The 23212-nt window shown below is 65.1% G+C and carries 17 protein-coding genes; 8 read left to right on the top strand and 9 right to left on the bottom strand.

Going from position 1 to position 23212, the window contains the following annotated elements:
- Window positions 1-129: 129 nt before the first annotated feature.
- On the bottom strand, window positions 130-999 hold the full coding sequence (locus ACQ4N9_RS23730; protein ID WP_279847500.1) for a LysR substrate-binding domain-containing protein: 870 nt from the start codon (window positions 997-999) through the stop codon (window positions 130-132).
- Between the two features lie 264 nt (window positions 1000-1263).
- Here ACQ4N9_RS23730 and ACQ4N9_RS23725 point away from each other — a divergent pair, with 264 nt between their 5' ends.
- The 7 genes from ACQ4N9_RS23725 to ACQ4N9_RS23695 all read left to right on the top strand — a co-directional run bounded on the left by ACQ4N9_RS23725 (window position 1264) and on the right by ACQ4N9_RS23695 (window position 9538).
- Window positions 1264-2580 (top strand): MFS transporter, encoded by a 1317-nt coding sequence (locus ACQ4N9_RS23725; protein WP_390971338.1) that lies wholly within the window; start codon window positions 1264-1266, stop codon window positions 2578-2580.
- A gap of 14 nt (window positions 2581-2594) precedes the next feature.
- Window positions 2595-3986 carry an FAD-dependent oxidoreductase gene (locus tag ACQ4N9_RS23720; RefSeq protein ID WP_390971336.1) on the top strand — a complete coding sequence of 464 codons (1392 nt, stop codon included), beginning with the start codon at window positions 2595-2597 and terminating at the stop codon, window positions 3984-3986.
- 155 nt (window positions 3987-4141) lie between these two features.
- Window positions 4142-4852, top strand: coding sequence for a YebC/PmpR family DNA-binding transcriptional regulator (locus ACQ4N9_RS23715; RefSeq protein ID WP_125858294.1), 711 nt, complete (start codon window positions 4142-4144; stop codon window positions 4850-4852).
- 119 nt (window positions 4853-4971) lie between these two features.
- A complete protein-coding gene (locus tag ACQ4N9_RS23710) occupies window positions 4972-5916 on the top strand; it encodes a LysR family transcriptional regulator (RefSeq protein ID WP_390971334.1) in 945 nt (314 codons plus the stop codon).
- A gap of 189 nt (window positions 5917-6105) precedes the next feature.
- Window positions 6106-7518, top strand: a complete 1413-nt coding sequence (locus ACQ4N9_RS23705) for a DOPA decarboxylase (protein WP_390971332.1) — start codon at window positions 6106-6108, stop codon at window positions 7516-7518.
- Between the two features lie 236 nt (window positions 7519-7754).
- Window positions 7755-9161: a PAAR domain-containing protein gene (locus ACQ4N9_RS23700; protein WP_390971330.1), complete on the top strand. Its 1407-nt coding sequence runs from the start codon at window positions 7755-7757 to the stop codon at window positions 9159-9161.
- Window positions 9158-9538 carry a hypothetical protein gene (locus tag ACQ4N9_RS23695; RefSeq protein ID WP_258646166.1) on the top strand — a complete coding sequence of 127 codons (381 nt, stop codon included), beginning with the start codon at window positions 9158-9160 and terminating at the stop codon, window positions 9536-9538. Before ACQ4N9_RS23700 ends, ACQ4N9_RS23695 begins: the two co-directional genes overlap by 4 nt.
- A gap of 511 nt (window positions 9539-10049) precedes the next feature.
- On the opposite strand, the gene ACQ4N9_RS23690 is transcribed toward ACQ4N9_RS23695, so the two are convergent.
- Together ACQ4N9_RS23690 and ACQ4N9_RS23685 are read right to left on the bottom strand one after the other, a co-directional pair.
- Window positions 10050-10658: an ATPase gene (locus tag ACQ4N9_RS23690; protein ID WP_390971328.1), complete on the bottom strand. Its 609-nt coding sequence runs from the start codon at window positions 10656-10658 to the stop codon at window positions 10050-10052.
- Window positions 10659-10759: 101 nt separating this feature from the next.
- On the bottom strand, window positions 10760-11668 hold the full coding sequence (locus ACQ4N9_RS23685; protein ID WP_125463671.1) for a LysR family transcriptional regulator: 909 nt from the start codon (window positions 11666-11668) through the stop codon (window positions 10760-10762).
- Between the two features lie 375 nt (window positions 11669-12043).
- Between ACQ4N9_RS23685 and katG the strand changes: the two genes are divergently transcribed.
- The gene (gene katG / locus ACQ4N9_RS23680) at window positions 12044-14272 is read left to right on the top strand and encodes a catalase/peroxidase HPI (RefSeq protein ID WP_390971326.1); all 2229 of its coding nucleotides are present in this window, start codon (window positions 12044-12046) and stop codon (window positions 14270-14272) included.
- 96 nt (window positions 14273-14368) lie between these two features.
- On the opposite strand, the gene ACQ4N9_RS23675 is transcribed toward katG, so the two are convergent.
- From ACQ4N9_RS23675 to ACQ4N9_RS23650, 6 genes are all read right to left on the bottom strand, one after another.
- Window positions 14369-18793 (bottom strand): putative Ig domain-containing protein, encoded by a 4425-nt coding sequence (locus tag ACQ4N9_RS23675; RefSeq protein WP_390971324.1) that lies wholly within the window; start codon window positions 18791-18793, stop codon window positions 14369-14371.
- A gap of 140 nt (window positions 18794-18933) precedes the next feature.
- Entirely contained in the window at window positions 18934-19458 is a 525-nt protein-coding gene (locus ACQ4N9_RS23670; RefSeq protein WP_390971322.1) for a GNAT family N-acetyltransferase, read from the bottom strand.
- Window positions 19455-19994, bottom strand: coding sequence for a phage tail protein (locus tag ACQ4N9_RS23665; protein WP_390971320.1), 540 nt, complete (start codon window positions 19992-19994; stop codon window positions 19455-19457). Before ACQ4N9_RS23665 ends, ACQ4N9_RS23670 begins: the two co-directional genes overlap by 4 nt.
- A gap of 39 nt (window positions 19995-20033) precedes the next feature.
- Entirely contained in the window at window positions 20034-20603 is a 570-nt protein-coding gene (locus tag ACQ4N9_RS23660) for a phage tail protein (protein ID WP_390971318.1), read from the bottom strand.
- Between the two features lie 28 nt (window positions 20604-20631).
- Complete coding sequence (locus ACQ4N9_RS23655; RefSeq protein ID WP_390971316.1) at window positions 20632-21174, bottom strand: phage tail protein; 543 nt, start codon at window positions 21172-21174, stop codon at window positions 20632-20634.
- A 419-nt stretch (window positions 21175-21593) separates the two neighbouring features.
- Entirely contained in the window at window positions 21594-22910 is a 1317-nt protein-coding gene (locus tag ACQ4N9_RS23650; protein WP_390971314.1) for an MFS transporter, read from the bottom strand.
- Between the last annotated feature and the right edge of the window lie 302 nt (window positions 22911-23212).

Here is a 23212-nt window from a genome sequence, read left to right as displayed (position 1 = left end):
CATCGCCGCCGAATGCGCATGCATATATCAAAACAAACACTCTGAATGCCGATGCCGATGCCGATGCCGATGCCGATGCCGATGCCGATGCCGATGCCGATGCCGAACCCGAACTCGAACCCAAAAACCTCACCCCCCCTCCCGCACCATCTCCAAAAACGTCGCCACCACCCGCCGCGTCCGCTGCTCGCTCAAACACACCAACGTCTCCGTCAAATGCCGCTGACAATCGACAATCGGCAACGCACATACCCGCGCATCAGCCCCAAACTCCGCCGCCGAAACCACCCCAACCCCAATCCCCACCACCACCGCCTCCCGCGCCGCCTCACGCCCCTCCACCTGGATCGCCGAGCGAATCCGCAACCCCGCCCGCTGCATTTCCTCCTCCAGCGTCTGCCGCGTCACCGACCCAGGCTCACGCAGCACCAACGGCGTGTCATCCAGGTCCGCCAGGCTGATCGCCCCCCGGCTGGCCCATGGATGCTGGTGCGACACGAACGCCACCATCGGGTCACGCCGCATCGGCACGCAAAACAGACGCTCATCGTCGACATCGCGCCCCAGCAGGGCCAGGTCAGCCTGATAGCTGAACAGCCGGGCCAGCGACTCGTCGGTATTGCCCGTCTCGATCTTCACCTGGATCCCCGGATAGCGCTGGCAGAACCGGGCGATCTGCGGCAGCACATGCACCGGCGCATCCACCGCCAGGGTCAGGCTGCCGGTGTGCAGGGCGCGCGAGTCCTGCAGCAACTCAACGGCCTCGGCCTCGCAGGCGAACAGACGCTGGGTCACCCCCAGCAGGCGCTCGCCCAGGTCGGTCAACTGCACCGAACGCTTGTTGCGCTGGAACAGCAGCACACCGTAACGCTCCTCCAGCTTGCGCACCTGGTCGGACACCGCCGGCTGGGTCAGGAACAGCTTCTGCGCCGCGCGGGTGAAGCTGCCTTGTTCGGCGACCGCATGAAAGGCTTTGAGTTGAGCGTGGGAAACCGACATCGAGCACTCCGCTTACAAGCTGGGCTTATGAGTGAAATACGATAAATCGATTTTATTTATCAGTCAGCAGCTGTTTCCATGTGTTTCAACCTGACGCCATCGCCACAAGCGGTGGCGCCGGGCCATGGCCTCGCCCCGGTCACGCCAGACCGCTGCCGCCATCTGACCAAGTGACGTCCCTCCGTCACGCAGTGCGCACCACAACAACAAGACAGGCGTTTCTTCACATTCTGCCGGCACACTCACGCAAGAGGTCAGAGTCAAATGAATCAATCCCTGGGCGCCATCAAGCGTTGGCGCATGCAGATCTTCGCGATCACCTGGCTGGCTTACGCCGCCTTCTACTTCACCCGCAAAGCCTTCTCGGTGGCCAAGCTCGGCATTGGCGAAGACCCGACTTTCATGCTCGACAAGGCCGCCATGGCCAACCTCGACGCCATCTACCTGGCTGCCTACGCCGTGGGCCAGTTCACCTGGGGCATGCTCGCCGACCGTTTCGGCCCGCGTGTGGTGGTGCTCGGCGGGCTGCTGATCTCGGCAGCCGCGGCGGTGGTGATGGGCAGCTACGCGACCTTCCCGATCTTCGCCACCTGCATGCTGATCCAGGGCCTGGCCCAGTCCACCGGCTGGGCCGGGCTGTGCAAGAACATCGGCAGCTTCTTCCCGGCCTCCCAGCGCGGGCGGGTGCTGGGTTTGTGGAGCTCGTGCTACGCCTTCGGCGGCCTGGTGGCTTCGCCGTTCGCCGGCTGGTGGGCCTACACCCTGGTCGGCACCTGGCACGCGGCATTCTTCTCCAGCGCCGTGGTGGTGGCCCTGGTGGCCGTGCTGTTCTTCATCTTCCAGCGCAACAAGCCCGAAGACGTAGGCTTGCCGGCGGTGGAGCCAGAGCCGCAAAGCATGGCGCCGGGGGGCAACCTGTGCAGCGTCTGGGCGCCGCTGCGCGAGATCCTGCGCAACCGCACGGTGCTCACCCTGGGCCTGGCCTACTTCATGTTGAAGCCGGCGCGCTACGCCATCCTGCTGTGGGGGCCGGTGATCGTCTTCGAACAAATGCCTTCGGTGGGCAAGGTCGGCGCGGCGATCATCCCCACCGCCTTCGAGCTGGCTGGGTTACTTGGCCCGATCATCATCGGCCTGGCCTCGGACAAACTGTTCAGTGCCCGGCGCATGCCGGCCTGCGTGATCAGCCTGCTGCTGCTGACCATGGCCCTGGCCGGTTTCATGGCGGCCATGCACAGCGGCAGCGTGGTGCTGGTGGTGGCCCTGCTGTTCGTCATGGGCCTGACCCTGTATGGCCCCGACTCGATGATCAGCGGCGCGGCGGCCATCGACTTCGGTACGGCCAAGGCCGGCGCCACCGCCGCAGGCTTCGTCAACGGCTGCGGTTCGGTGGGCGCGGTGCTCGGCGGTCTGCTGCCGGGGTATTTCGACAGCGTCACGGTGTTCATCGTCTTTGCCGGCACCGCGCTGTTCTCCGCCCTGGTGCTGATCCCGCACTGGAACAGCCGCCCGGCCAGCACCACTGCGGCCAATGACGTGGCCCCCAACACCAGCATGGCGATCAAGCCACTGCGTACTTGAAGGAAAGCAAAGCGATGAGACCGTTCTGGCTGCAACAGGCGCTGGACCAGGAAGACGAGGCCCTATGCCCCCCCTTGCAGGGCGACGCACGCTGCGATGTGTGCATCGTCGGCGGCGGCTACACCGGGCTGTGGACCGCGTTGATGATCAAGGAGCAGGCGCCGCAGCTGGATGTGATGCTGATCGAGGCGGATATCTGCGGTGCCGGGGCCAGCGGGCGCAATGGTGGTTGTGCGCTGTCCTGGTCGGCCAAGTACTTCACCCTGGAGCGTCTGTTCGGGGTGCAGGAGGCGGTGCGCCTGGTCAGCGAGTCGGAACGCAGCATCGCCGCCATCGGCGCGTTCTGCGCCGACAACGGCATCCGCTGCGATTTCCGCATGGACGGCACCCTGTACACCGCCACCAACCCGGCCCAGGTCGGTGGCACCGATGCGGTGATCGCGGCGCTGGAACGGCGCGGTATCAACTCGTTCCAGCGCCTTGAGCTTGCGCAGTTGCAGCGCCTGGCAGGCTCTGAGCGCCACCTGGAGGGCTGGTACTCACCGGCCGCCGCCACCGTGCAGCCCGGGCGGCTGGTGCGCGGCTTGCGCCGGGTTGCCCTGCAGCGCGGCGTGCGCATCCACGAGGGCACGGCGATGACCGGGCTGGAGCACGGGGCCCCGGCGCAGGTGCGTACTCGCACCGGCACCATTCGCGCCGACCGCGTGGTACTGGGCCTCAACGCCTGGATGGCGCGGGCCTTCCCGCAGTTCGAGCGCAGCGTGGCGATCGTTTCCAGCGACATGGTGATCACCGAGCCGTGCCCGGAGCTGTTGCGTCAGATCGGCCTGGACAGCGGCGTCAGCGTGCTCGACTCGCGAATCTTCGTGCACTACTACCACAACACGTCCGATGGCCGGCTGATGCTCGGCAAGGGTGGCAATACCTTTGCCTATGGGGGGCGCATGTTGCCGGTGTTCGACCAGCCATCGCCGTACCAGCCGCTGTTGCGCGAGAGCCTGGCCGACTTCTTCCCGGCCCTGGCCGAGGTGCCGCTGGCGGCGAGCTGGAACGGGCCTTCCGACCGCTCTGTCACCGGCCTGCCGTTCTTTGGCCGGCTCGATGGGCAGGGCAACGTCTTCTATGGCTTCGGCTATTCGGGCAGCGGGGTAGGGCCGTGCCACATGGGCGGGCAAATACTGTCGTCCCTGGCCCTGGGCCTGGACAATCCCTGGACCCGCTCGCCGTTGATCAAGGGGCCGCTGGGGCAGTTCCCGCCGGAGCCGATTCGCTACCTGGGCTCGCTGATGGTGCGCAATGCCATCCGGCGCAAGGAGCACGCCGAGGATCGCGGCGCCCGGCCGCGGCGGCTGGATGTACGGCTGGCCAAATTCGCGGCGGCGGCCGGCAAGGCGGACAAAGGCTAACCCAGAGTAGGGCCCTTCGCGGGTACTGTGGGAGCGGGTTTACCCGCGAACAAGCTCATGCGATTTCTTGTCGATCCGCAGCGTTTGGGCGTATAAACTCTCCCCACTTTTGGCCGGTCGCTTCCTGAACCGGCCCTTGAAACAAGAGAGTTGAAATGGGCGCACAGTGGAAAGCCAAGCATAGAGAGACCGCGGCCAACGCCAAGGGCAAGATCATGGGCAAGCTGGCCAAGGAGATCCAGATCGCCGCCAAATCCGGCGCCGACCCGGACATGAACCCGCGCCTGCGCCTGGCCATCGTCCAGGCCAAGAAAGCCTCGATGACCCGTGAAACCCTGGAGCGCGCGATCAAGAAAGGCGCCGGCCTGGACGGCGAGGCCGTGCAGTACCATGCGGTCAGCTACGAAGGCTTCGCCCCGCACCAGGTGCCGTTGATCGTCGAGTGCCTGACCGACAACGTCAACCGTACCGTGGCTCAGATCCGCGTGCTGTTCCGCAAGGGCCAACTCGGTGCCAGCGGCTCGGTGGCCTGGGACTTCAACCACGTCGGCCTGATCGAGGCCACCCCGGAAGGCGACGCCGACCCGGAAATGGCGGCCATCGAAGCCGGTGCCCAGGACTTCGAGGACGGCGAGGAAGAGGGTTCGACCCTGTTCATCACCGACACCACTGACCTCGACGCCGTGCAAAAAGCCCTGCCTGAGCACGGTTTCACCGTCACTTCGGCGAAGATCGGCTACACCCCGAAGAACCCGGTAAGCGCCGCCAGCCTGAGCGCCGAAGCGCTGGCCGAGGTCGAAGCGTTCCTCGAGGCGATCGACGAGAACGAAGACGTGCAGAACGTCTATGTCGGCCTGACCGAGTAACTCTGGGGCCGCGTTGCGGCCCAATCGCCGGCAAGCCGGCTCCCACAGGAATGTGCAAGTCCCTGTGGGAGCCGGCTTGCCGGCGATTGGGCCAGCGCATTCAACAACAGGCCACCTGCATGCACCCCACCTTCGCCTCCCTCAGCCTCGCCCACCTGCGCACCCTCGACTGCCTCTTGCAGCTGAAAAACCTCAGCCATGCCGCCGAGCGCCTGGGCTGCAGCCAGCCCGCACTGAGCCGCCAGTTGGCGCACCTGCGCGAAGCCTTCGACGACCCGCTGCTGGTGCGCCAGGGCCGTGGCTACGTGCTCAGCGAGCACGCCGAGGCGCTGGTGGAGCCGCTGCGCCAGGTGCTCGAAGAACTCAATGCCCTGCGCCAACCGGCGGCCTTCGACCCGGCCCGCTGCGAGCGACGCTTCTGCCTGGCGGCCTCGGACTACGTGGCCGAACACATGCTGCCGCAGTTGGTGGCGGCGCTTGAGCAGGAGGCGCCGGGGGTGTCGCTGGAGTACCGCACCTGGCAGGCCGGGCAATACGCCTTGCTCGCCAGTGGCGAGATCGACCTGGCCACCACGCTGTTCGACGAATCGCCGCCCAACCTGCACGGCCGCCTGCTCGGCGAAGACCGCGCGGTTTGCCTGATGCGCCATGATCACCCGCTCACCGCGCAGGCCGCACTGAGCCAGGACGACTACCTGGCCTGCAAGCACGTGCGGGTCTCCGGCGGCGGTGACAAGGACAGCTTCATCGACCGCCACCTGCGCGCCCAGGGCCGGCAGCGGCGGATCAGCCTGGAGGTGCCGTTCTTCAGCGCCATGGTGCCGGTGATCGGCAACGGCCAGGCGCTGGCCACGGTGCCCGAGCATATCGCCCGCCAGCTGGCCCGCCTGCATGGGCTGGCGTGGCGCCCCTTGGGCTTCGTCGAGCATACCCAGCGCTACTGGGTGGTGTGGCACCAGCGCCTGCAGGCCTCGGCCGAGCACCGCTGGCTGCGCAACCGGGTGTTCGAGCTCTGGCGCCAGTCGCAGTTCGGTGTGCAGGGCGGGCATGCGCCTTTGCCATAGGAGCTATGCGCGAAGCGGGGTTATTCGTGAGGCCATGGCGGCCTAGACTGGTCGGCATTGTGTTGTCTGCGCCGGCCTTATCGCTGGCAAGCCAGCTCCCACCAGGCTCGAGCCAATACCTGTGGGAGCTGGCTTGCCAGCGATGAGGCCGGAACAGGCAGCCAAAGCCAGCAGCCAAGGAGCCCGCCTGTGACCCCCGAACAATTCCGCCAACACGGCCACCAACTGATCGACCTGATCGCCGACTACCGCCAGACCGTCGCCGAACGCCCGGTGATGGCCCAGGTCGAGCCCGGCTACCTCAAAGCCGCCTTGCCGGCTACCGCACCGCAGCAGGCCGAGCCCTTCGCCGCCATCCTCAAGGACGTCGACCAGCTGTTGATGCCCGGCCTGTCCCATTGGCAGCACCCGGACTTCTACGGCTACTTCCCCTCCAACGGCACCCTGTCGTCGGTGCTGGGTGACTTCCTCAGTACCGGCCTGGGCGTGCTCGGCCTGTCCTGGCAGTCCAGCCCGGCCCTGAGCGAGCTGGAAGAGACCACCCTGGACTGGTTGCGCCAGCTGCTGGGGCTGTCCAGCCAGTGGAGCGGGGTGATCCAGGACACCGCCTCCACCAGCACCCTGGTGGCGTTGATCTGCGCCCGCGAGCGCGCCACCGACCATGCCCAGGTGCGCGGCGGCCTGCAGGCCCAGGCCAAACCGCTGATCGTCTACGTCAGCGCCCACGCCCACAGTTCGGTGGACAAGGCCGCGCTGCTGGCCGGTTTCGGCCGCGACAACATTCGCCTGATCGCCACCGACGAACAGTTCGCCATGCGCCCGGAGGCGCTGCGCGAGGCCATCGAACAAGACATCGCCGCCGGCAACCAGCCCTGCGCCGTGGTCGCCACCACCGGCACCACCACCACCACCGCGCTCGACCCGCTGCGCCCGATCGGCGAGATCGCCCAGGCCCAAGGCCTGTGGCTGCATGTCGACTCGGCCATGGCTGGTTCGGCGATGATCCTCCCCGAATGCCGCTGGATGTGGGACGGCATCGAGCTGGCCGACTCGGTGGTGGTCAACGCGCACAAGTGGCTGGGCGTGGCCTTCGACTGCTCTATCTACTATGTCCGTGACCCGCAGCACCTGATCCGGGTGATGAGCACCAACCCCAGCTACCTGCAGTCGGCGGTCGATGGCGAGGTGAAGAACCTGCGCGACTGGGGCATCCCGTTGGGCCGCCGGTTCCGCGCACTGAAGCTGTGGTTCATGCTGCGCAGCGAAGGCGTCGAGGCCCTGCAGCAACGCCTGCGCCGCGACCTGGACAATGCCCGCTGGCTGGCGGAACAGGTCGAAGCCTCGGCTGAGTGGGAACTGCTGGCGCCGGTGCAACTGCAGACCCTGTGCATCCGCCACTGCCCGGCGGGGCTTGCGGGCGATGCACTGGATGCGCATACCCGTGGCTGGGCGGACCGGCTGAACGCGTCGGGCGATGCCTATGTCACCCCGGCCACCCTGAACGGCCGCTGGATGGTGCGGGTGTCGGTGGGCGCGCTGCCGACCGAGCGCGAGCATGTGCAGCGGTTGTGGGCAGGTTTGCAGGCTGTTGTGATGCGCTGACAAGAGCAAGATTCGATAGGCCAGGGGCCTCGACATCAAGATCAATACCGAGTCGTCAGCGGTTTGAATGAGCAGGCCCCTAAGCTGCTGGTATGTACTACTTGAGATCGCATCTAGTGAAATTTGCCATCCAAATCTCTAAGTTTCGTAGGACCTTTCTCAAGCTAATCGGCGGCCGAGAATAGACCACTTCATGTTGCTAGCGTGCGGGCTTTCATTCCCAAGGAAGCAGCACCATGAGTCAGCGCATGAACATCCTCGGCAAAGGCCAGGGGCTGGATGGAGACCTCACCAGCACCGGCGCCACTTGCCTTGCCACCCAAGCTCGGGGCACCACCTATGGTCGCCGTTGGCTGCTCGAAGGCGACAAAACTACCCCCTGCCCACGGTGCGGCAAGGAAGGCAAGATCATCGACGGCGAATCACGCTGGTGTCAGGATGGCATCCCCGCCGCAGTCGACGGCACCCCGGTGGAATGTGGGTGTACGCCAGGCAGTAATCATGTCCTCGCCCCCTTGAACCAGAGGATTGCTCCACATACAGCCCCGTCACCACAAACCGTTGCAGCCAGCCCGTACATGGCGTCCGCGTACCAGCCTCGACACCCCCTGAGTAACGTGGCGGCCCATGCTGTCTCAACGGTTCCTGATGGACTGGAGCCCGGCTTTCATATCGTGCAGCACGGCACTTCGTTCCCTCAACTGCTCATGAAGCTGTTCGACAAGCATGGGTCAGTGCCCGTGGCCCGTCTGCAGCGGTTGAATCCGACCTTCAATCAAGGTTTCAAAGCGGGCGAGATATTCGTGATCGGCGACCCGAGTAACGGGCATGCCTGTACCTGCGAAGAGGCTCAACTGATGGCAGCGGCCCAGCGGGCACGGGAGGCATTGGCCGATGTGGGCCATGACCAAGCGAACTTCATGATGCGCAATCATGCTGAGATCGCAAGCTTGCTCAGTGATGTGAGCCTATCGATGGGCGTTGCTCAAGCGATGATGACCAAGTCGCTTGAAGAATTGCAAGCCACCTTGCGTTACATAGAAAAGCTGCATCAACAGCAGTTTCTCGCTCACGGCCATTTGAAAAGTCCGGAGTTTTTCAATCAGCGCAAAAAACTCTTCCAGCAACTGGACGCGCAGCTGAAGATGAGCTTCCTTAACAAACATATGGATTTGGGCAGCCATGAAACCCTGCGGCGAGGCTTGGGCATATCCAGCAAAAGCCTGATTCATCACTGGAACAAAGCGGGTGCGCCAGGGGCTATTCCAGGGTACGCCACGCACCTGGATAAACTGGCGAGACTGTCTCATTACCTGAAAAATGGAGGGCGTGCGGGTATTGTGATTGGCGGAGCATCATCTTTTCTGAAAATCAAGGAGGCCTGTCGTGCGAATGAGACAGAGGCCTGCAAAAAAATTCGTTTTACTGAGGCGGGGAGTTTTGCGGTCGGCCTCAGCGGAGGGGTGTTGGGCGGAATGCTCGGAAAGGGTGGTGCTCTGTTAGTCTGCCTGGGCTTAGGGCCAGTCAGTGCCACTGCGTGCAGTCTCGTGATGGTTGGCGCCGGCTCGCTGGCAGGTAGCATGGGTGGAATGAAAGGAGGGGAGATGCTTGGTGAGGTTATCTACGAGTACATAGAAGAATGAGTGAGTTTTGGCGTAGCGGTTGGGGTATGGCGCTTATGATCACACCGCTTTTGATTGGGCTCTCGGGCGCGGCCCTGCATGCCCAGTTGGCATGTTCGCGTGATTTCCAGACACTCCTTAGATCGCTGGAGAAAAGCCCCGGAGTTCCATGGCTAGTAAACTTATGGGGGCGCAACGGATTTTATTCTCGTATGTCGTTAGTGTGTGGCATAGCTGGCATGATTTTCTGCCCTGATCACTGCATCAGAAAAGGAGCGCTGGATATCACCGACTATGAAAAGTTTCCGCGGCGGCTCAAGAAACGTCTGAATATAGCTTCAACCCTGCTTATCGTTGGATTCTCGTGGTTCATGTTGGTGGTCGTGCTGATGGAGTGAGCGAAAGCAATCATGACAACTTAACGCGGGTATGGGACTGTCAGTTTTCTGTGTTAGGGCCGACAATGAGGCCGGCAACGCCCACGCTGAAATTGTGTCGAGCCAACAAGGCGGCTCCGGTGATGGCACAGGAGAGACTGGCCCGAAACAAACTGTGGGAGCGGGTTTACCCGCGAAGCGCCGCGCGGGCGGCGCTCGATCTTATAGGCGCTGCAAAAACACCGGCAGGCACCTGGTAGCCCTCACCCAGTCTCCCGTCATGCACTTGGTGGCCATTACCGAATCCTGATTACTCAGGGCCAGCGGTGTGGTGCCCAAGGGCCTGTCTTGAAATCGCATGTGGGCTACCAGGTGCAGGGCGACAGATCTGCAGCGCCCTCAAGATCGAGCGCCGCCCGCGCGGCGCATCGCTGGCAAGCCAGCTCCCACATCTGTTTCGGGCCAATTATGACTGTGAAAGTACCGCTGTCCGCCCTGGCGCATGGCTTGAGACGGGTAGTGGCTGACCAGATCACACCGCCCCGCGCAACAACACCTTGAGCGATGCATCGAATTGGCGCAACGCATCGGCCTGCACCGTCTGTTCCTCATCCAGCTGACGCACCAGCTCGACCCCCTCGACCGGCTTGCGTGCCACCCCTTCGGCACGGCCGATATAAGTCAGCTGACCATCGAAAAAACGTGCCGCCACGCTGGCCTGGATTGCCTCATCCCCCGCACTTGCCAGCTTGCTGCGGGCCTCCAGCAGCACGATCACATCCGGGCGATCGGCCAGCAGGGTATCGAGGTCCTCATAAAAGGTGACTTCGGCAAATTCCTGGGCCAAGGACTGCGCCAACCATGCATAAGCCTGGTTGCCGCCCAGGGTCGCCACCGGCGTGCTCCTGGCAGTGCCGGGGGTGGCCTGGTCGCGGTGGCGTTGCAGGTAGTCGAGCGTTGCGGCGGCGTTGCGCCCGAGCAGGACGGCCACGTGCTGGCCGTGGCCAAGGGTGACGCTGGACAGCTCGGTGGCTGAATAAAAATGCCCATAGGGTTGCGCGCCGGGCTGGTTGGCTGGGCTGGCACAACCGGTGAGGGTGGCGAGCAGGGCTAGCAGGGCAGCGATCATGCCGGTTTTCATGGGAGAGGCCTTGTCGATGTGCGAATGGGGCCATTCTCCCGGCGCCCTGCCATCAGCGGAACTTGATGGCAAGCATGGTGGCTATCGACGAAGTTGATGGTTCAGCCTGGGCGGCCCATGAACTGCAGGATCCGCTCACGCAGCCAGCGCTCGGCCGGGTCGTTGTCGTGGGCGCTGCTCCAGGCCATCGACAGTTCGGCCTCGCTGATCTCGAACGGCGCCGGGTCGGCGCGCAGCCTGCCGTCGTCGGCCAGGGCGCAGGCCGCGTAGTCAGGCACCGTGGCGATCATCTCGGTGTTGCGCAGCAGCGCGCGCAGGCTGCCGAACTGCGGTACCGCCAGCACCACCTTGCGGCAGCGGCCGATGCGCGCCAGGTCCAGGTCGATGTTGCCGCTCATGTCGCCGGAGAACGACACCATCACATGGGGGCGCGCGCAATATTCGTCCAAGGTCAGGGGGCCGGGGCGGTCGTCGGCGCGCAGCACCCGCACGCCGATATCGCGCAGTTTGCGGCGCTTGGCGTTGGCCGGCAGGTCGGTGGTGTAGCTGACCCCCACCGAAATCTCGCCCGAGGCCAGCAGGCCGGGCATCAGCAGGAAATTGGCCCGGCGCACCACCACGCTGATCTGCGGCGCCTCCTCGCGCAGCGCTTCGAGCAAGGCCGGGAACAGGCCGAACTCGGCGTCGTCCGACAGCCCCAGGCGGAACACGTTGCAGCTGTTGGCCGGGTCGAACGCCTTGGCCCGGCTGATCGCCGCCGAGATCACGTCCATCGCCGGGCCCAGTTCATTGAAGATCTGCATGGCCCGTGGCGTGGGTTCCATGGCCCGGCCATTGCGAATCAGCAATTGGTCGTCGAACAGGTCGCGCAGGCGGGCGAGGGCGGCGCTGACGGTGGGCTGGGTGATGAACAGCTTTTCGCCGACGCGGGTGAGGTTGCGTTCGATCATCAATGCCTCGAACACCACCAACAGGTTCATGTCGACGCGGCGCAGGTCGTTGCGATTCATTCGGAGGGCCTTGGGCGCGGGGAAATGGCAGATTCAAGCACAGTTCGTGCCGCTTGGCATGCGCCGATTTGCCCCGCCACCGGCCCTGACAGAGCCACGCTATCAGCTCTCAATAGCGCTTCTATTAGACCTCTGCCCAAGCTCGGCTAGTCTTTCCCGTGGCCCCGCGAAAAGCCGTCGCGGCGGGTGCCCGCGTGGCCGCCGGCAACCCCCTTGCCAGCGCCGTCACGGCACCCCGCGAGCCCATGTCGGCGCAGACCGACCACACCTGATGAGGGGTAGGCACGAGCCCTTGGCTCGGCTGATCGAACACCTGGCATTGCGTCTGGAAACGCGCCCGGAATCTGAAACGACCCGACCCAAAGGTAGAAGCAGATGTCGAACGAATCGAAATGCCCGTTCCATCAAACCGCTGGTGGTGGCACCAGCAACCGAGACTGGTGGCCTGATCAGCTCAATCTCAGGATCCTCCATCAACACTCGTCCAAGTCCAGCCCCGACCCGGACTTCGACTACGCCAAGGCGTTCAACAGCCTCGACTTCCAGGCCCTGAAAAGGGACCTGACCGCCTTGATGACCGACTCCCAGGACTGGTGGCCAGCCGACTTCGGCCACTATGGCCCGCTGTTCATCCGCATGGCCTGGCACAGCGCCGGCACCTACCGCATCGGCGATGGCCGCGGTGGCGCCGGCTCCGGCCAGCAACGCTTCGCCCCGCTCAACAGCTGGCCGGACAACGTCAGCCTGGACAAGGCCCGGCGCCTGCTGTGGCCGATCAAGCAGAAGTACGGCAACAAGATCTCCTGGGCCGACCTGATCGTGCTCACCGGCAACGTCGCCCTGGAATCCATGGGCTTTAAAACCTTCGGCTTCTCCGGCGGGCGCGCCGATGTGTGGGAGCCGGACGAAGACGTGTACTGGGGTTCGGAAAAGGTCTGGCTGGGGGGCGATACCCGCTATGGCAAGGAGCAGGTCAAGGCCCAGCCGCCAGGGCAGGGCGACCTGGTGGCGGAGCCGGCCAAGCATGGCGAGGAGCAGAATCGCGACCTGTCGGCCGAGCGCAACCTGGAAAACCCGCTGGCGGCTGTGCAGATGGGCCTGATCTACGTCAACCCGGAAGGCCCGGAAGGCAACCCCGACCCGGTCGCTTCGGGCAAGGATATCCGCGAGACCTTCGGCCGCATGGCCATGAATGACGAAGAGACCGTGGCGCTGATCGCCGGCGGCCACGCCTTCGGCAAAACCCACGGCGCCGGCCCTGCCGACAATGTCGGGCCTGAACCGGAAGCCGCCGGGCTGGAGCTGCAAGGCCTGGGCTGGAGCAACAAGTTCGGCACCGGCAAGGGCGGCGACACCATCACCAGCGGCCTGGAAGTGACCTGGACCTCCACCCCGACCCAGTGGAGCAACGAATACCTGAACAACCTGTTCAACTTCGACTGGGAACTGACCAAGAGCCCGGCCGGCGCCCACCAATGGCGACCGAAGGATGGCAAGGGCGCCAACACCGTGCCGGATGCCCACGACCCCGCCAAACGGCGCGCCCCCTCGATGCTCACCTCCGACCTGGCGTTGCGCTTCGACCCGATCTACGAACCCATCGCCCGGCGCTTCAAGGACAACCCCGATCAGCTCGCCGACGCCTTCGCCCGCGCCTGGTACAAACTGATCCACCGCGACATGGGCCCGCTGGCGCGCTACCTCGGCCCGGAGATGCCCAACGAAGAGCTGCTGTGGCAAGACCCGCTGCCCAAGGCCGGCCCTCAGCCCAGCAACGCTGATATCGCCGCGCTCAAGGCCAAGGTGCTGGCCTCGGGGCTGAGCGTTGGCGAGTTGGTGTCCGCTGCCTGGGCCTCGGCGTCGACCTTCCGTGGCTCGGACAAGCGCGGTGGCGCCAACGGTGCGCGCCTGCGCCTGGCACCGCAGAAGGACTGGAAGGCCAACCAGGGCCTGGACAAGGTGCTGACGGCGCTGGAGAAAATCCGCAGCGAGGGCGGCAACAAGATCTCCCTGGCCGACCTGATCGTGCTGGCCGGCAATGCGGCCGTGGAGAAAGCCTCCGGCATCAGCGTGCCGTTCCGCCCAGGGCGTGTGGATGCCTCGCAGGAGCAGACCGACGTCGAGTCGTTCGCCGTACTCGAACCGCTGGCCGATGGCTTCCGTAACTTCAGCAAGGACCGCTACAGCGTCAAGGCCGAGAAACTGCTGCTGGACAAGGCCCAGCTGCTGACCCTCACCGCGCCCGAACTGACCGTGCTGATTGGCGGCCTGCGCGTGCTCGGCGCCAACCATGGCGGCAGCAAGGACGGGGTGTTCACCGACAAGCCCGGGGTGCTGAGCAACGACTTCTTCCGCAACCTGCTGGACATGGGCGTGGAGTGGAAGCCGACCTCGGCGGACAACGAGCGCTTCGAAGGCCGTGATCGCAAGACCGGCCAGGTGAAGTGGACCGGTAGCCGGGTTGACCTGGTGTTCGGTTCCCACGCCCAGCTGCGCGCCTTGAGCGAGGTGTATGGCAGCAGCGATGGCAACGACAAGTTCGTCAGGGACTTCGTCGCGGCCTGGTCCAAGGTGATGGAGCTGGACCGTTTCGACCTGAAGTAAGCCCCGCCGCAGGGGCGCCTGGCGCCCCTGCGCATCACCTGGGCTACCGTCGCTGTCTTCACCCTTCCTGCAACAACGCCGCTCCGGTGCACGGGCTCAGAACCTGCCGTCCAGGCCGATCCTGAACATCTCGCTGCGCTCATCGCTGCCCAGCGCGGTCTTGTAAGACAGCCCCACCCGCCACGCACGGCCAAGGCTGAGGTCCAGGCCCAGGTCCAGGTCCATGAAGTTGCTATCCTGCGGGTCGGGCGACAGGCGATACAGCAGCCCGTCGCTGCCCTGGTCGGTGTAGCGCATGCGGTAGTCTTCGTTGCGGCTGAAGTTATGGCCCCAGGCCAGGCCCATCCGCGGTGTCAGCACGCCGACGTTGGTCTGGATGTCGTAACCCGAACGCAAGCCCAGGAACGACGTCACGTAGCGCAGGTCCTGCTCTTCATAGGACAGGCCGTAGATACCGCCGCCGCGCTCGCTGTAGGCGTCGAGCCGGGTATAGCTGCCATTGATGCGCGCATAGGGTGCCAGCGACAGGGGCCCGTGACGGTACTCGTAGCTGGCGGTCAGCGAGGCGAACAGCTGATCGGCGTCACGCGAGCCGTGGGCGTAGCCGTTGGACGGGTCAGCGGTCACGTAGCGCCGTGCGTCGAAACGGATGCGGTTGTAACCCAGCAAGGCGTCGATATACACCTCGGACAGCGGATTGACGCTCAGGTAGGCCGCCAGGCCCAGGGCGTCGCCCTCGCTGCGGCTGTCATGCTCGCCGACATCGGTGCGATCGTTGCCGTAGCCGATACCGAAACCAACCACCGTGCGTGGCGACAGCCGATAGTCCATGCCCGCGCTCAAGCCATAGGTGGTGAAGCTGTTGTCGTCGGCGCCGCGGGCGCGGTTGGAGCCGGTGTTGACGAAACCGTCGGTCCAGAACGCCAGGGCCTCTTCGCGGCATTCGCCGGAACTGGCGCGGGCGCTGTCCTTCTCCTGGCGCCGCTGTTCGTCATCATTGCCCTGGCCGTTGCCTTCGAGCTCATCGCGCAAGGCCTTGCCCAGGCTGCCCAGGCTGACGTCGTCGCGGCCGTGGCGCACGCTGGCGTTGAACGAATCACGGTCGCAGGTGGGGCGGTGCAACTGCTCCAGGCGGCGGTTGAAGTTGTCCATCTGTGTGCTGGCGAAGCGCTCGGCGGCACGAGACTGTGCGTTGAGCAGGCCGATCACTTCGGGGTCGCGGGTGGGGTCGGGGCGCGCCTGCACGGCAAAGGTCACACTGCTGTTGGCCAGGCTGCCGCCGGTGTTCTGCAGGCTGAAGGTCACCACCGCAGTGCCGGCGAAGGCCGCCGCCGGGGTGAAGCTCAGGGTGAACGGGCCAGTCATGCTGGCCCTGCCCGCCGACGCCGGGGTCACGCTCAGCAGGCGGGCGCGCAGGAATGGGCCGCCGCTGGCGCCGCGGGTCAGGTCGACGCTGGCGCTTTGCCCGGCCGCCAGGGTTTCGCTGGAGGGTGGCACCACGATGGCCTGGGCCAGCACCTGCAGGTTGTAGCTGCGGCTGCCGCTGGCGCCGAGGGCGTCGCTGACGGTGATGGTGAAATTGCTGGTGGCGAGCGCGGTCGGGGTACCGCTGATGACCCCGGTACCGGTATCGAGGGTCAGCCCGGCCGGCAGGCTGCCGGCGCTAACGCTGTAGCTGTACGGCGCGGTACCACCGCTGACGGCCAGGCTGGCGCTGTAGGCGCTGCCTTGGGTGGCGTCGGCGAGGCCTGGGGTAGCGGGGGTGATGGCCAGGGTCGGGGCGGTCACGGTAATGCTCACCGTGCTTGGCGATGAGGTGCCGCCAGCACCTGTGGCGGTGTAGGTGAAGCTGTCGCTGCCCGAGTAACCAGCGGTTGGGGTGTAGTTGATGGTGAGGCCACTGGCAGATGCGGTGCCGTGGCTTGGCGCGCTGCTCACGGCCACGCTGCTGGCGGCGCCGCCGCTGAGGTTGAGGGTGATTGGGTTGGCCGAGCTGTTCGCTGCCACCGTGGCGCTGACCGCGCCGGTGACCGGCGCCTGGCTGGCGACGCTCAGGTTGTAGGCACGGGTGCCGGTGAAGCCGGTATTGTCAGTGGCCTGGACGGTGAAGCTGAAGCTGCCGGCCGCGTTCGGGGTGCCACTGAGGCTACCGCCGTTCGACAACGTCAGGCCGCCGGGCAGGCTGCCGCTGACCAGGCTGTAGCTGTAGGGTGCGCTGCCGCCACTGGCAGTGATGTTCGCCGAGTAGGCCGTAGCGATCGTGCCATTGGCCAGGCTGGTCGGCGTCAGCACCACGGTCGGCGCCACGACGGTCACGGTCACCGTTGCCACATTCGATGTCCCCCCGGCGCCGGTGGCGGTGTAGGTGAAACTGTCACTGCCTGCGTAGCCGGGGGCGGGGGTGAAGCTGATGCTGGTGCCGCTGGCTGTTGCCGTGCCGTTGCTGGCATTGCTGGCCACGGCCACCGACGTCGCCAGGCCGCCGCTCAGGTTCAGGGTCACAGGGTTGGCACTGCTGTTGGCGGAGACGGTCAAGCTTACGTTGCCGGCCACCGGCGCGGGCGCGGCGACGGTGAGGCCATAGGCTCGCGAGCCGGTGGACGTGAGGCTGTCGGTGGCGGTGATGGTGAAGTTGCTCGGCCCCGCGCTGGTCGGTACGCCGGAGAGCAGGCCTCCCGGGCTCAGGGTCATGCCACTGGGCAACGCGCCGCTGGTGATCGCGTAGGTGTAGGGAGCGGTGCCGCCACTGGCACTCAGGGCCTGGCTGTAGGCCACGCCCTGCGTCATTGAGCCGAGGGTGGTCGGCGCAAGGTTGATGGTTGCGGCGCCGATCACCAGGCTGTAGGCGCCGTCGACGACCTGGCCATGGGCATCGGTGCTGCGAACCGTGAAGTTGAATGTGCCGGAGACGATTGGCGTGCCACTGAGCACTCCGCCACTGGACAGGGTTACGCCACTGGGCAACGCGCCACCGATCAGGTTGTAGCTGTAGGGCGCGATCCCCCCGCTGGTGCTGAGCGACTGGCTGTAGGGGCTGCCGATGCCGCCGCTCGGCACCGAGGCTGGCGACAGGCTCAGGGTCGGGCTGGCAATTATCAGGGTGTAGCCTCGCGAACCGCTGAAGCCGTTGCCGTCGGTGGCGGTGACGGTGAATGGGTAGCTGCCGGAAGAGGTCGGCGTACCGCTCAGGGTGCCGCTGGAGGCCAGGCTCATGCCGGACGGCAGGCTGCCCGCGGACACGACGAAGCTGTAGCTGCCGTTACCACCGCTGGCAGTGATGGCCTGGCTGTAGGCTGTCGCATAAGTGCCGCTAGCCAGCGTCGTAGGGCTCACGGCGATGGTGGGCGCGGCCACACTGATGGTGTAGCTGACGGTGCTCGTGGCGCTGAATTGGTCGGTGCTGCGGATGCTCAGGTTGTAGGTGCCGCTGTTGCTCGGAGTGCCGCCGAACACCCCCGTGCTGGAGAAACTCACCCCCGGGGGCAGGCTGCCTGAGACCAGCGCGTAAGTGTAGGGCGCGGTGCCATTGCTGCTGCTCAGGGTCTGGTTATAGGGGGTGCCGGCGGTGGCGGCCGGCAGGGTCGCCGGGCTGATGGCCACGGTGGGCGGCGACACCGTGATGGTCACGGTGGCTGGGGCCGAGGTGCCAGCGGCGTTGGTGGCCGTGTAGGTGAAGGTATCCGAGCCTGAATAGCCAGCCGTTGGCGTATAGGTGATCGAGGTGCCACTGGCGACCGCCGTGCCATGGCTGGCGGCGCTGGCCACGGCCACGCTGGTGGCGGCGCCGCCGCTGATGTTGAGCGTGATCGGGTTGTTGCTGCTGTTGGCGGCCAACGTGGCGCTGACCGCGCCGCTGTTAGGTGGCGCGAGGTAGGTGTACCTGCTGGCGGGACTCACCGGGGAGGCCCCACCCGTCGCGTTCACCACCACGTCCACGGTGCCGGCAGGGTGGCTGGGCGCAGTCGCGGTGATCTGGTTGACGCTGTTGACCGTGAAGCTGCTGGCCGCTGCGCCGCCGAAGGTCACGCCGGTAACGCCGGTGAAACCGCTACCCGTGATGGTCAAGCTGTTACCGCCACTGGTGCTGCCCGATGAAGCGCTCAGGGCAGTCACGCTTGGGCCGGCGCCGGTGATGGTGATGCTGTAGTTCGCCACTTCCATGCTGGAGTTGTCGTACACCAGAACGCTGAAGTTGTAGGTGCCCGGTGCCACGTTCGTGGTGCCGTGGATGGTAGTGGTAGTGCTGTTGTCCGACTCATCGATGAACAGGCCGGCAGGCAGGCAGTTGGTCCCGCCGCCGTTACAGTCAAACCACCCTGTCATCGGCAAGGTTCCGCCGCTCACGCTCAAGCCAATGCTCAGGTTCTGGCCTGCCGGGTAGCTGCCCAGGTTCGAGCCGGTGGCGGGGGTGAAGGTCATGGCGCCGGCCTGGGCGGGCAGGAGCGATGCCATGGCCAGCAGCCACAAGAAGCAGAACAGGCTGTATAGCCGGGAGCGAGGGAACACGCGTGGGCGGGTCATGAGGGCTTCCTGCCATTGGCCGATCATCGATCGGCTGGGGTCCTAAAGAGAATCAGGCTGGCATGGCCAGCGATACTTGGGTTGCCGATGCGGGGCGATAGGGCTAACCGTCCATGTGCGTGTTCCGTCGCGTGGGGAGCTCAAGGGTGAATGGCTGCGGGTTGTCGGCGCATCTGCAGGTACAGGCCCTGGTCGGCGCAGACCTCGAAGCCCAGGCGCCGGTAAAGCGTCTGGGCCGGGTTGGTCAGGTCGACGCTGAGGGTGCATGCCTTGCCGAGGCCGTCACCCAGCGCCAGCACTGCGTTCAGTACGGCGCTGCCGATACCCAGGCCCTGCCACTCAGGCAGCAGCGCGATGTCGACCACCCGCAGGTCGGTTTCGCTTTCATCCATGCACAGCCGGCCAATCGCCTGGCCAGCCTGTTTGATGATCAGGAAGTGCGCCATTGGATAGTGCTGGGCATAGTGGCGGCCCTGTAGGTCGGCCTGGGCATGCAGGAATGCCTCGCGCTCGGCATCGCTCCACGGCGCGGCAGCAAACTCGGCCGCGCGCCGGGCAACGAACAGGGCACGCAACAGGCTGCCGTCGGCCTCGGCTTGCTGGCGCAAGTCGAGGCCGAGGCAGGCATGGCGCTGCAGGTGCTCGGTCAGCCGCGCGCCACTCATTGTCTTTGCGGAAAGACGCCGTCTATGCATATGCAGTAGGCCAGGGTCAGGTAGGGCTGCATGAGCGAGCGCTGGGCGCTGCCAGTGTTGTTGCCGCTCACGCCGATAGTCTCGGCGGCCAGGGTGAACTCCGGGTTGCCTGCATCGGTGTTGTACAGCCGCGTGTTGCGCGGTTGCGCGAGGTAGGTCTGGTTGGTCGGTATGTCAGCGGCTGCCCCGAATTCGGTGCCAGGCTGGGCATTCAAGGCATGGGTGTGTGGGGCGAAGTTGTCATAGGTCAGCGCGACCGTGTCGGCACCTGCGCTGCTGTTGAGCGGGCGCGCGGTCAGGCTCGGGTTATCGCCCATGCCCATGGCTACCTGGCCGTTGAGGTCGGGCAGGTTGAAATTGGTAGTGTTGCCGCCGTACTTGTTGCCGATCACCGCGTACAGCGCAGGGAATGACCGGACCGGCTGCTGCGATCCGTCACACAGCAGCCAGCCGTTGGGAATGAAAGCGTAGGGGAAGAGCCTGATTTCGCCGGTGAATGCGTCCATGAACGATTTTCCTGGAAGTGTGCGGGCAAGTGCGCAGCGTCAGTTTTGGCTCGGGTAGAGCCCAGCGACAGCGATGATGTAGTTAACGGCGCGCGACGCCATCATGTTGGCGTGAGGCGTGCCTGTGCCGCCTGCCTTCACCAGCGCGCCCGGGTTCAATGTCTCGGGCGCGGCGATGCTGGTGCTGTACAGCCCCCTGACCTGACCGTCCTTGGTGAAGGCACCGAATGTGCGGATATTCTTTTGCGCCGAACTGGCTGGCACCGCGCTATCGGCGGGAACATTGGTGACGTAGAAGGGGTGGCTGTGGGAGGGCGTATTGGAAGCGGTCAGGGCGACTTGCTCGGTGCCCGGAATCTGCCCGATCGTTCGAGGTGTCAGGGGTTTTTTCGTTTCGTCGATGCCGGTGCCGGTGCCCACGGCGATCCGGCCACGCAGGTCGGGAACTCTGAAGGTGGATTGGCCGTCGCCGCCATAGGTGGTGCCGACCAGCGCATAGAATGCCTGGTAGTCGTTGATCTGCAGCAGCCTGCCGTCACACGGAACCCAGTCGACAGGAGGGAAGTCGCCCGCGAAGATCCGGATTTCCCCGATGAAGTAGTCAGTCATGTTTTGCCCCTTGGAAAGTTGGGATCGTTTAGTACTGGCGCATCGGGTAGGCACCCTGGGTCGCGATGCAGTAGCTCAGGCAGAGCGAGGGCTGCATGTTGGGCACCGGAGTCTGTGTCGTAGTGCCGACGGTGCTGGGGTTCAGGGCCACCAGCTTGGTTTTGTCGGCGGTGACGTAGGTCGGTTGCGCGGGGCTGGAATTGCCGTTGGCGTTGGTGGCCGGATAGCGGCCCTGCGGTCCGCCATTGTTCATGGTGGCGTTGCTCACCTGAACGGTGTGGCTATGGGCGAGGAGTGCGGAGGCCGGCAGCATGACTGCCTCTGCTCCACCTACCTGGCCCACCGTGCGAACAGTACCGGCCGCAGGGTTGTTGTTGATGCCCACGGCGACCCGCCCACGCAGGTCGGGCAGGCCGAAGGTGGTCTTGCCGTCACCGCCGTACTGCGCGCCCAGCAGCGAGAACAGCGCAGCGTAGGTCTGGATCGGCAACACGCGGCCATCGCACGGCAGCCAGTACTTGGGAATGACAGTCCAACTGAACAGGCGGATCTCGCCCAGGAAGTTATCCATACTTTCAAGTCTCCGTTACTCGAACTGCGCGCACTGGGAATACCCGCCTCGAGCCGCGAGGCAGGCGATACGTACTACGAAACAGATGGATAAGGCAGTTACCGCTTTGGCTGGGAAGCCGACGTCGACGATCCTGGTCGATGGGGGAGTAGTCCTTCCTTGGTTCCCGAACAGGGCTGGCCTGGTTCAGGCGGGAGGGAGCCTGGTGCTGGCTCCCCTGGGGTGATTGGATCCTAACGTGGGCTGATGTGTAATTGCCACCATTTTGCAGGGGTATTGTGTGGGAAATTTTAAAACAATCGTTTTAAGTGTCGCTTCGACTAAATCATGGCGCCTGAAAGCCGCCGATTAAATGTTTCAGCCCCAGCTCACCTAGGGCTGGTGAGCCAGGGCGAGTCCTCATCCAAGCGTTCCGTGGCTCACGACGCGGCTTCGCCCAGCGCCTCGTCGTGCAATGAAACTCGCGAGGTTTCCGGCAGCGCCAACCCGCCAAGCAACGCCAGCAGGGCAATCATCACCAGGTAGAAAGCCGGCGCCAGGCGGCTGCCGCTCTGTTCGATCAGCCAGGTCGCCACCAGCGGCGCCGTGCCGCCGAACAAGGTGTAGGCGACGTTGTAGGTGATCGCCGAGGCGGTGTAGCGGCTGCGGGTGGGGAAGCATTCGGACAGCAGCGCAGCGGTAACCACGCCGCTCATCAGCGCGCCCACGGCTAGCAGGATCACCCCCAGCAATGCGCCCGTCAGCGAGCCGGAACTGGCCAGCCAGTAAGCGGGGAACACTGCCAGCATCACCCAGATGCAGGTAAAGCCGATGGTTCGCCGGCGGCCGACCCGGTCACAGAAAGCCCCGGCCAGTGGGCAGCCGGCAGCGGCGAACAGCAGGGCAACGGTAGTCACCAGCAGCGCCTGGGCACGGCTGAGCTGGCCGACGGTCTGCAGGTAAGTGGCGAAGTAGGTGGTGAACATGTAGAACGACAGCGCCGTCAGCGAGATGAACGCACCCAGGTTGCGGATGGTGCGGCCATGGTGGCGCAGGGTGTCGCCCAGCGGCGAGTGACTGTGTTGCTTGCCCTCGGCCATGGCCTGGCGGAATGCCGGGGTTTCCTCCATGCGCCAGCGCAGGTACAAGCCCACCAGCCCCAAGGGCGCGGCAATCAGGAAGGGCACCCGCCAGCCCCAGCTGTTCATCGCCTCGGCCGACAGGCTGGCCTCCAGGCCATAGGCGATCAGCGCCGCGCAGGCAAAGGCGGAGAAGGTCGAGACTGGCACGAAACTGCCGTAGAACGCTCGCTTGTCCTGCGGCGCGTGTTCCATCAGGTAGGCGCAGGCGCCTGCGTATTCGCCCCCGGCGGAGAAGCCCTGCAGGCAGCGGGCAAGCGTGAGCAGGGCCGGGGCCAGCACGCCGATGCTGGCGTAGGTCGGCAACAGCCCGATCAGGGTGGTGGAACCGGCCATCAGCAGGATGGTCAGCGACAGGATGCGCTTGCGCCCCAGGCGATCGCCGAGGGCACCGAACACGATGCCGCCCAGCGGGCGCAGGGCGAAGGCCACGGCAAACACGGCGAAGGTCTTGAGCAGGGCGACGCTGGGGTCTTGGCTTGCGAAGAACTGGGTGGCGATCAGTGTCGCCAGAAACCCGTACACGGCAAAGTCGAACCATTCGACGAAGTTGCCGATGGCCGAGGCGGCGATCACCCGGCGCAGGGTGGCGGGCGGGACCTCATGGGGGATGGACATGGATGTGCTCTCCGATGGTCTTGGCAGCCTGGGCTAATGCGGCGCAATCGGGTGCGCCGTCGTTGTTGTCAGGCCAGTAGACAAGGGGTGTGCACGGGGTGCTGGTTTGAGGGCGACATTGGGATATCTGTTTTGACCGCTGTGCCTGGGGGGAGTCGGTTCGATTGGCTGCCTTGAACCTGGGTTGGGATTGCATAGGGGCCATTGCGGTGTTTATTCGGCCCTGTCATTTGTAGGTTTCTTGCTGCCTCGTTGTCAGAGCAATCCTCCCTTTTGATTGAGAAGCGTCTGACTCCCTCCTC

Source organism: Pseudomonas sp. ES1 (assembly GCF_050586605.1).
Taxonomy (GTDB): domain Bacteria; phylum Pseudomonadota; class Gammaproteobacteria; order Pseudomonadales; family Pseudomonadaceae; genus Aquipseudomonas; species Aquipseudomonas sichuanensis.
Note: the sequence above shows the minus strand (reverse complement) of the source record. Positions and strands in the feature narration are given on the sequence as shown.

What these genes read in the sequence shown, in the direction of transcription:
- ACQ4N9_RS23730 (WP_279847500.1), bottom strand. Translation starts at nt 999, where the DNA reads ATGTCGGTTTCCCACGCTCAACTCAAAGCCTTTCATGCGGTCGCCGAA.
- ACQ4N9_RS23725 (WP_390971338.1), top strand. Translation starts at nt 1,264, where the DNA reads ATGAATCAATCCCTGGGCGCCATCAAGCGTTGGCGCATGCAGATCTTC.
- ACQ4N9_RS23720 (WP_390971336.1), top strand. Translation starts at nt 2,595, where the DNA reads ATGAGACCGTTCTGGCTGCAACAGGCGCTGGACCAGGAAGACGAGGCC.
- ACQ4N9_RS23715 (WP_125858294.1), top strand. Translation starts at nt 4,142, where the DNA reads ATGGGCGCACAGTGGAAAGCCAAGCATAGAGAGACCGCGGCCAACGCC.
- ACQ4N9_RS23710 (WP_390971334.1), top strand. Translation starts at nt 4,972, where the DNA reads ATGCACCCCACCTTCGCCTCCCTCAGCCTCGCCCACCTGCGCACCCTC.
- ACQ4N9_RS23700 (WP_390971330.1), top strand. Translation starts at nt 7,755, where the DNA reads ATGAGTCAGCGCATGAACATCCTCGGCAAAGGCCAGGGGCTGGATGGA.
- ACQ4N9_RS23695 (WP_258646166.1), top strand. Translation starts at nt 9,158, where the DNA reads ATGAGTGAGTTTTGGCGTAGCGGTTGGGGTATGGCGCTTATGATCACA.
- ACQ4N9_RS23690 (WP_390971328.1), bottom strand. Translation starts at nt 10,658, where the DNA reads ATGAAAACCGGCATGATCGCTGCCCTGCTAGCCCTGCTCGCCACCCTC.
- ACQ4N9_RS23685 (WP_125463671.1), bottom strand. Translation starts at nt 11,668, where the DNA reads ATGAATCGCAACGACCTGCGCCGCGTCGACATGAACCTGTTGGTGGTG.
- katG (WP_390971326.1), top strand. Translation starts at nt 12,044, where the DNA reads ATGTCGAACGAATCGAAATGCCCGTTCCATCAAACCGCTGGTGGTGGC.
- ACQ4N9_RS23675 (WP_390971324.1), bottom strand. Translation starts at nt 18,793, where the DNA reads ATGACCCGCCCACGCGTGTTCCCTCGCTCCCGGCTATACAGCCTGTTC.
- ACQ4N9_RS23670 (WP_390971322.1), bottom strand. Translation starts at nt 19,458, where the DNA reads ATGAGTGGCGCGCGGCTGACCGAGCACCTGCAGCGCCATGCCTGCCTC.
- ACQ4N9_RS23665 (WP_390971320.1), bottom strand. Translation starts at nt 19,994, where the DNA reads ATGGACGCATTCACCGGCGAAATCAGGCTCTTCCCCTACGCTTTCATT.
- ACQ4N9_RS23660 (WP_390971318.1), bottom strand. Translation starts at nt 20,603, where the DNA reads ATGACTGACTACTTCATCGGGGAAATCCGGATCTTCGCGGGCGACTTC.
- ACQ4N9_RS23655 (WP_390971316.1), bottom strand. Translation starts at nt 21,174, where the DNA reads ATGGATAACTTCCTGGGCGAGATCCGCCTGTTCAGTTGGACTGTCATT.
- ACQ4N9_RS23650 (WP_390971314.1), bottom strand. Translation starts at nt 22,910, where the DNA reads ATGTCCATCCCCCATGAGGTCCCGCCCGCCACCCTGCGCCGGGTGATC.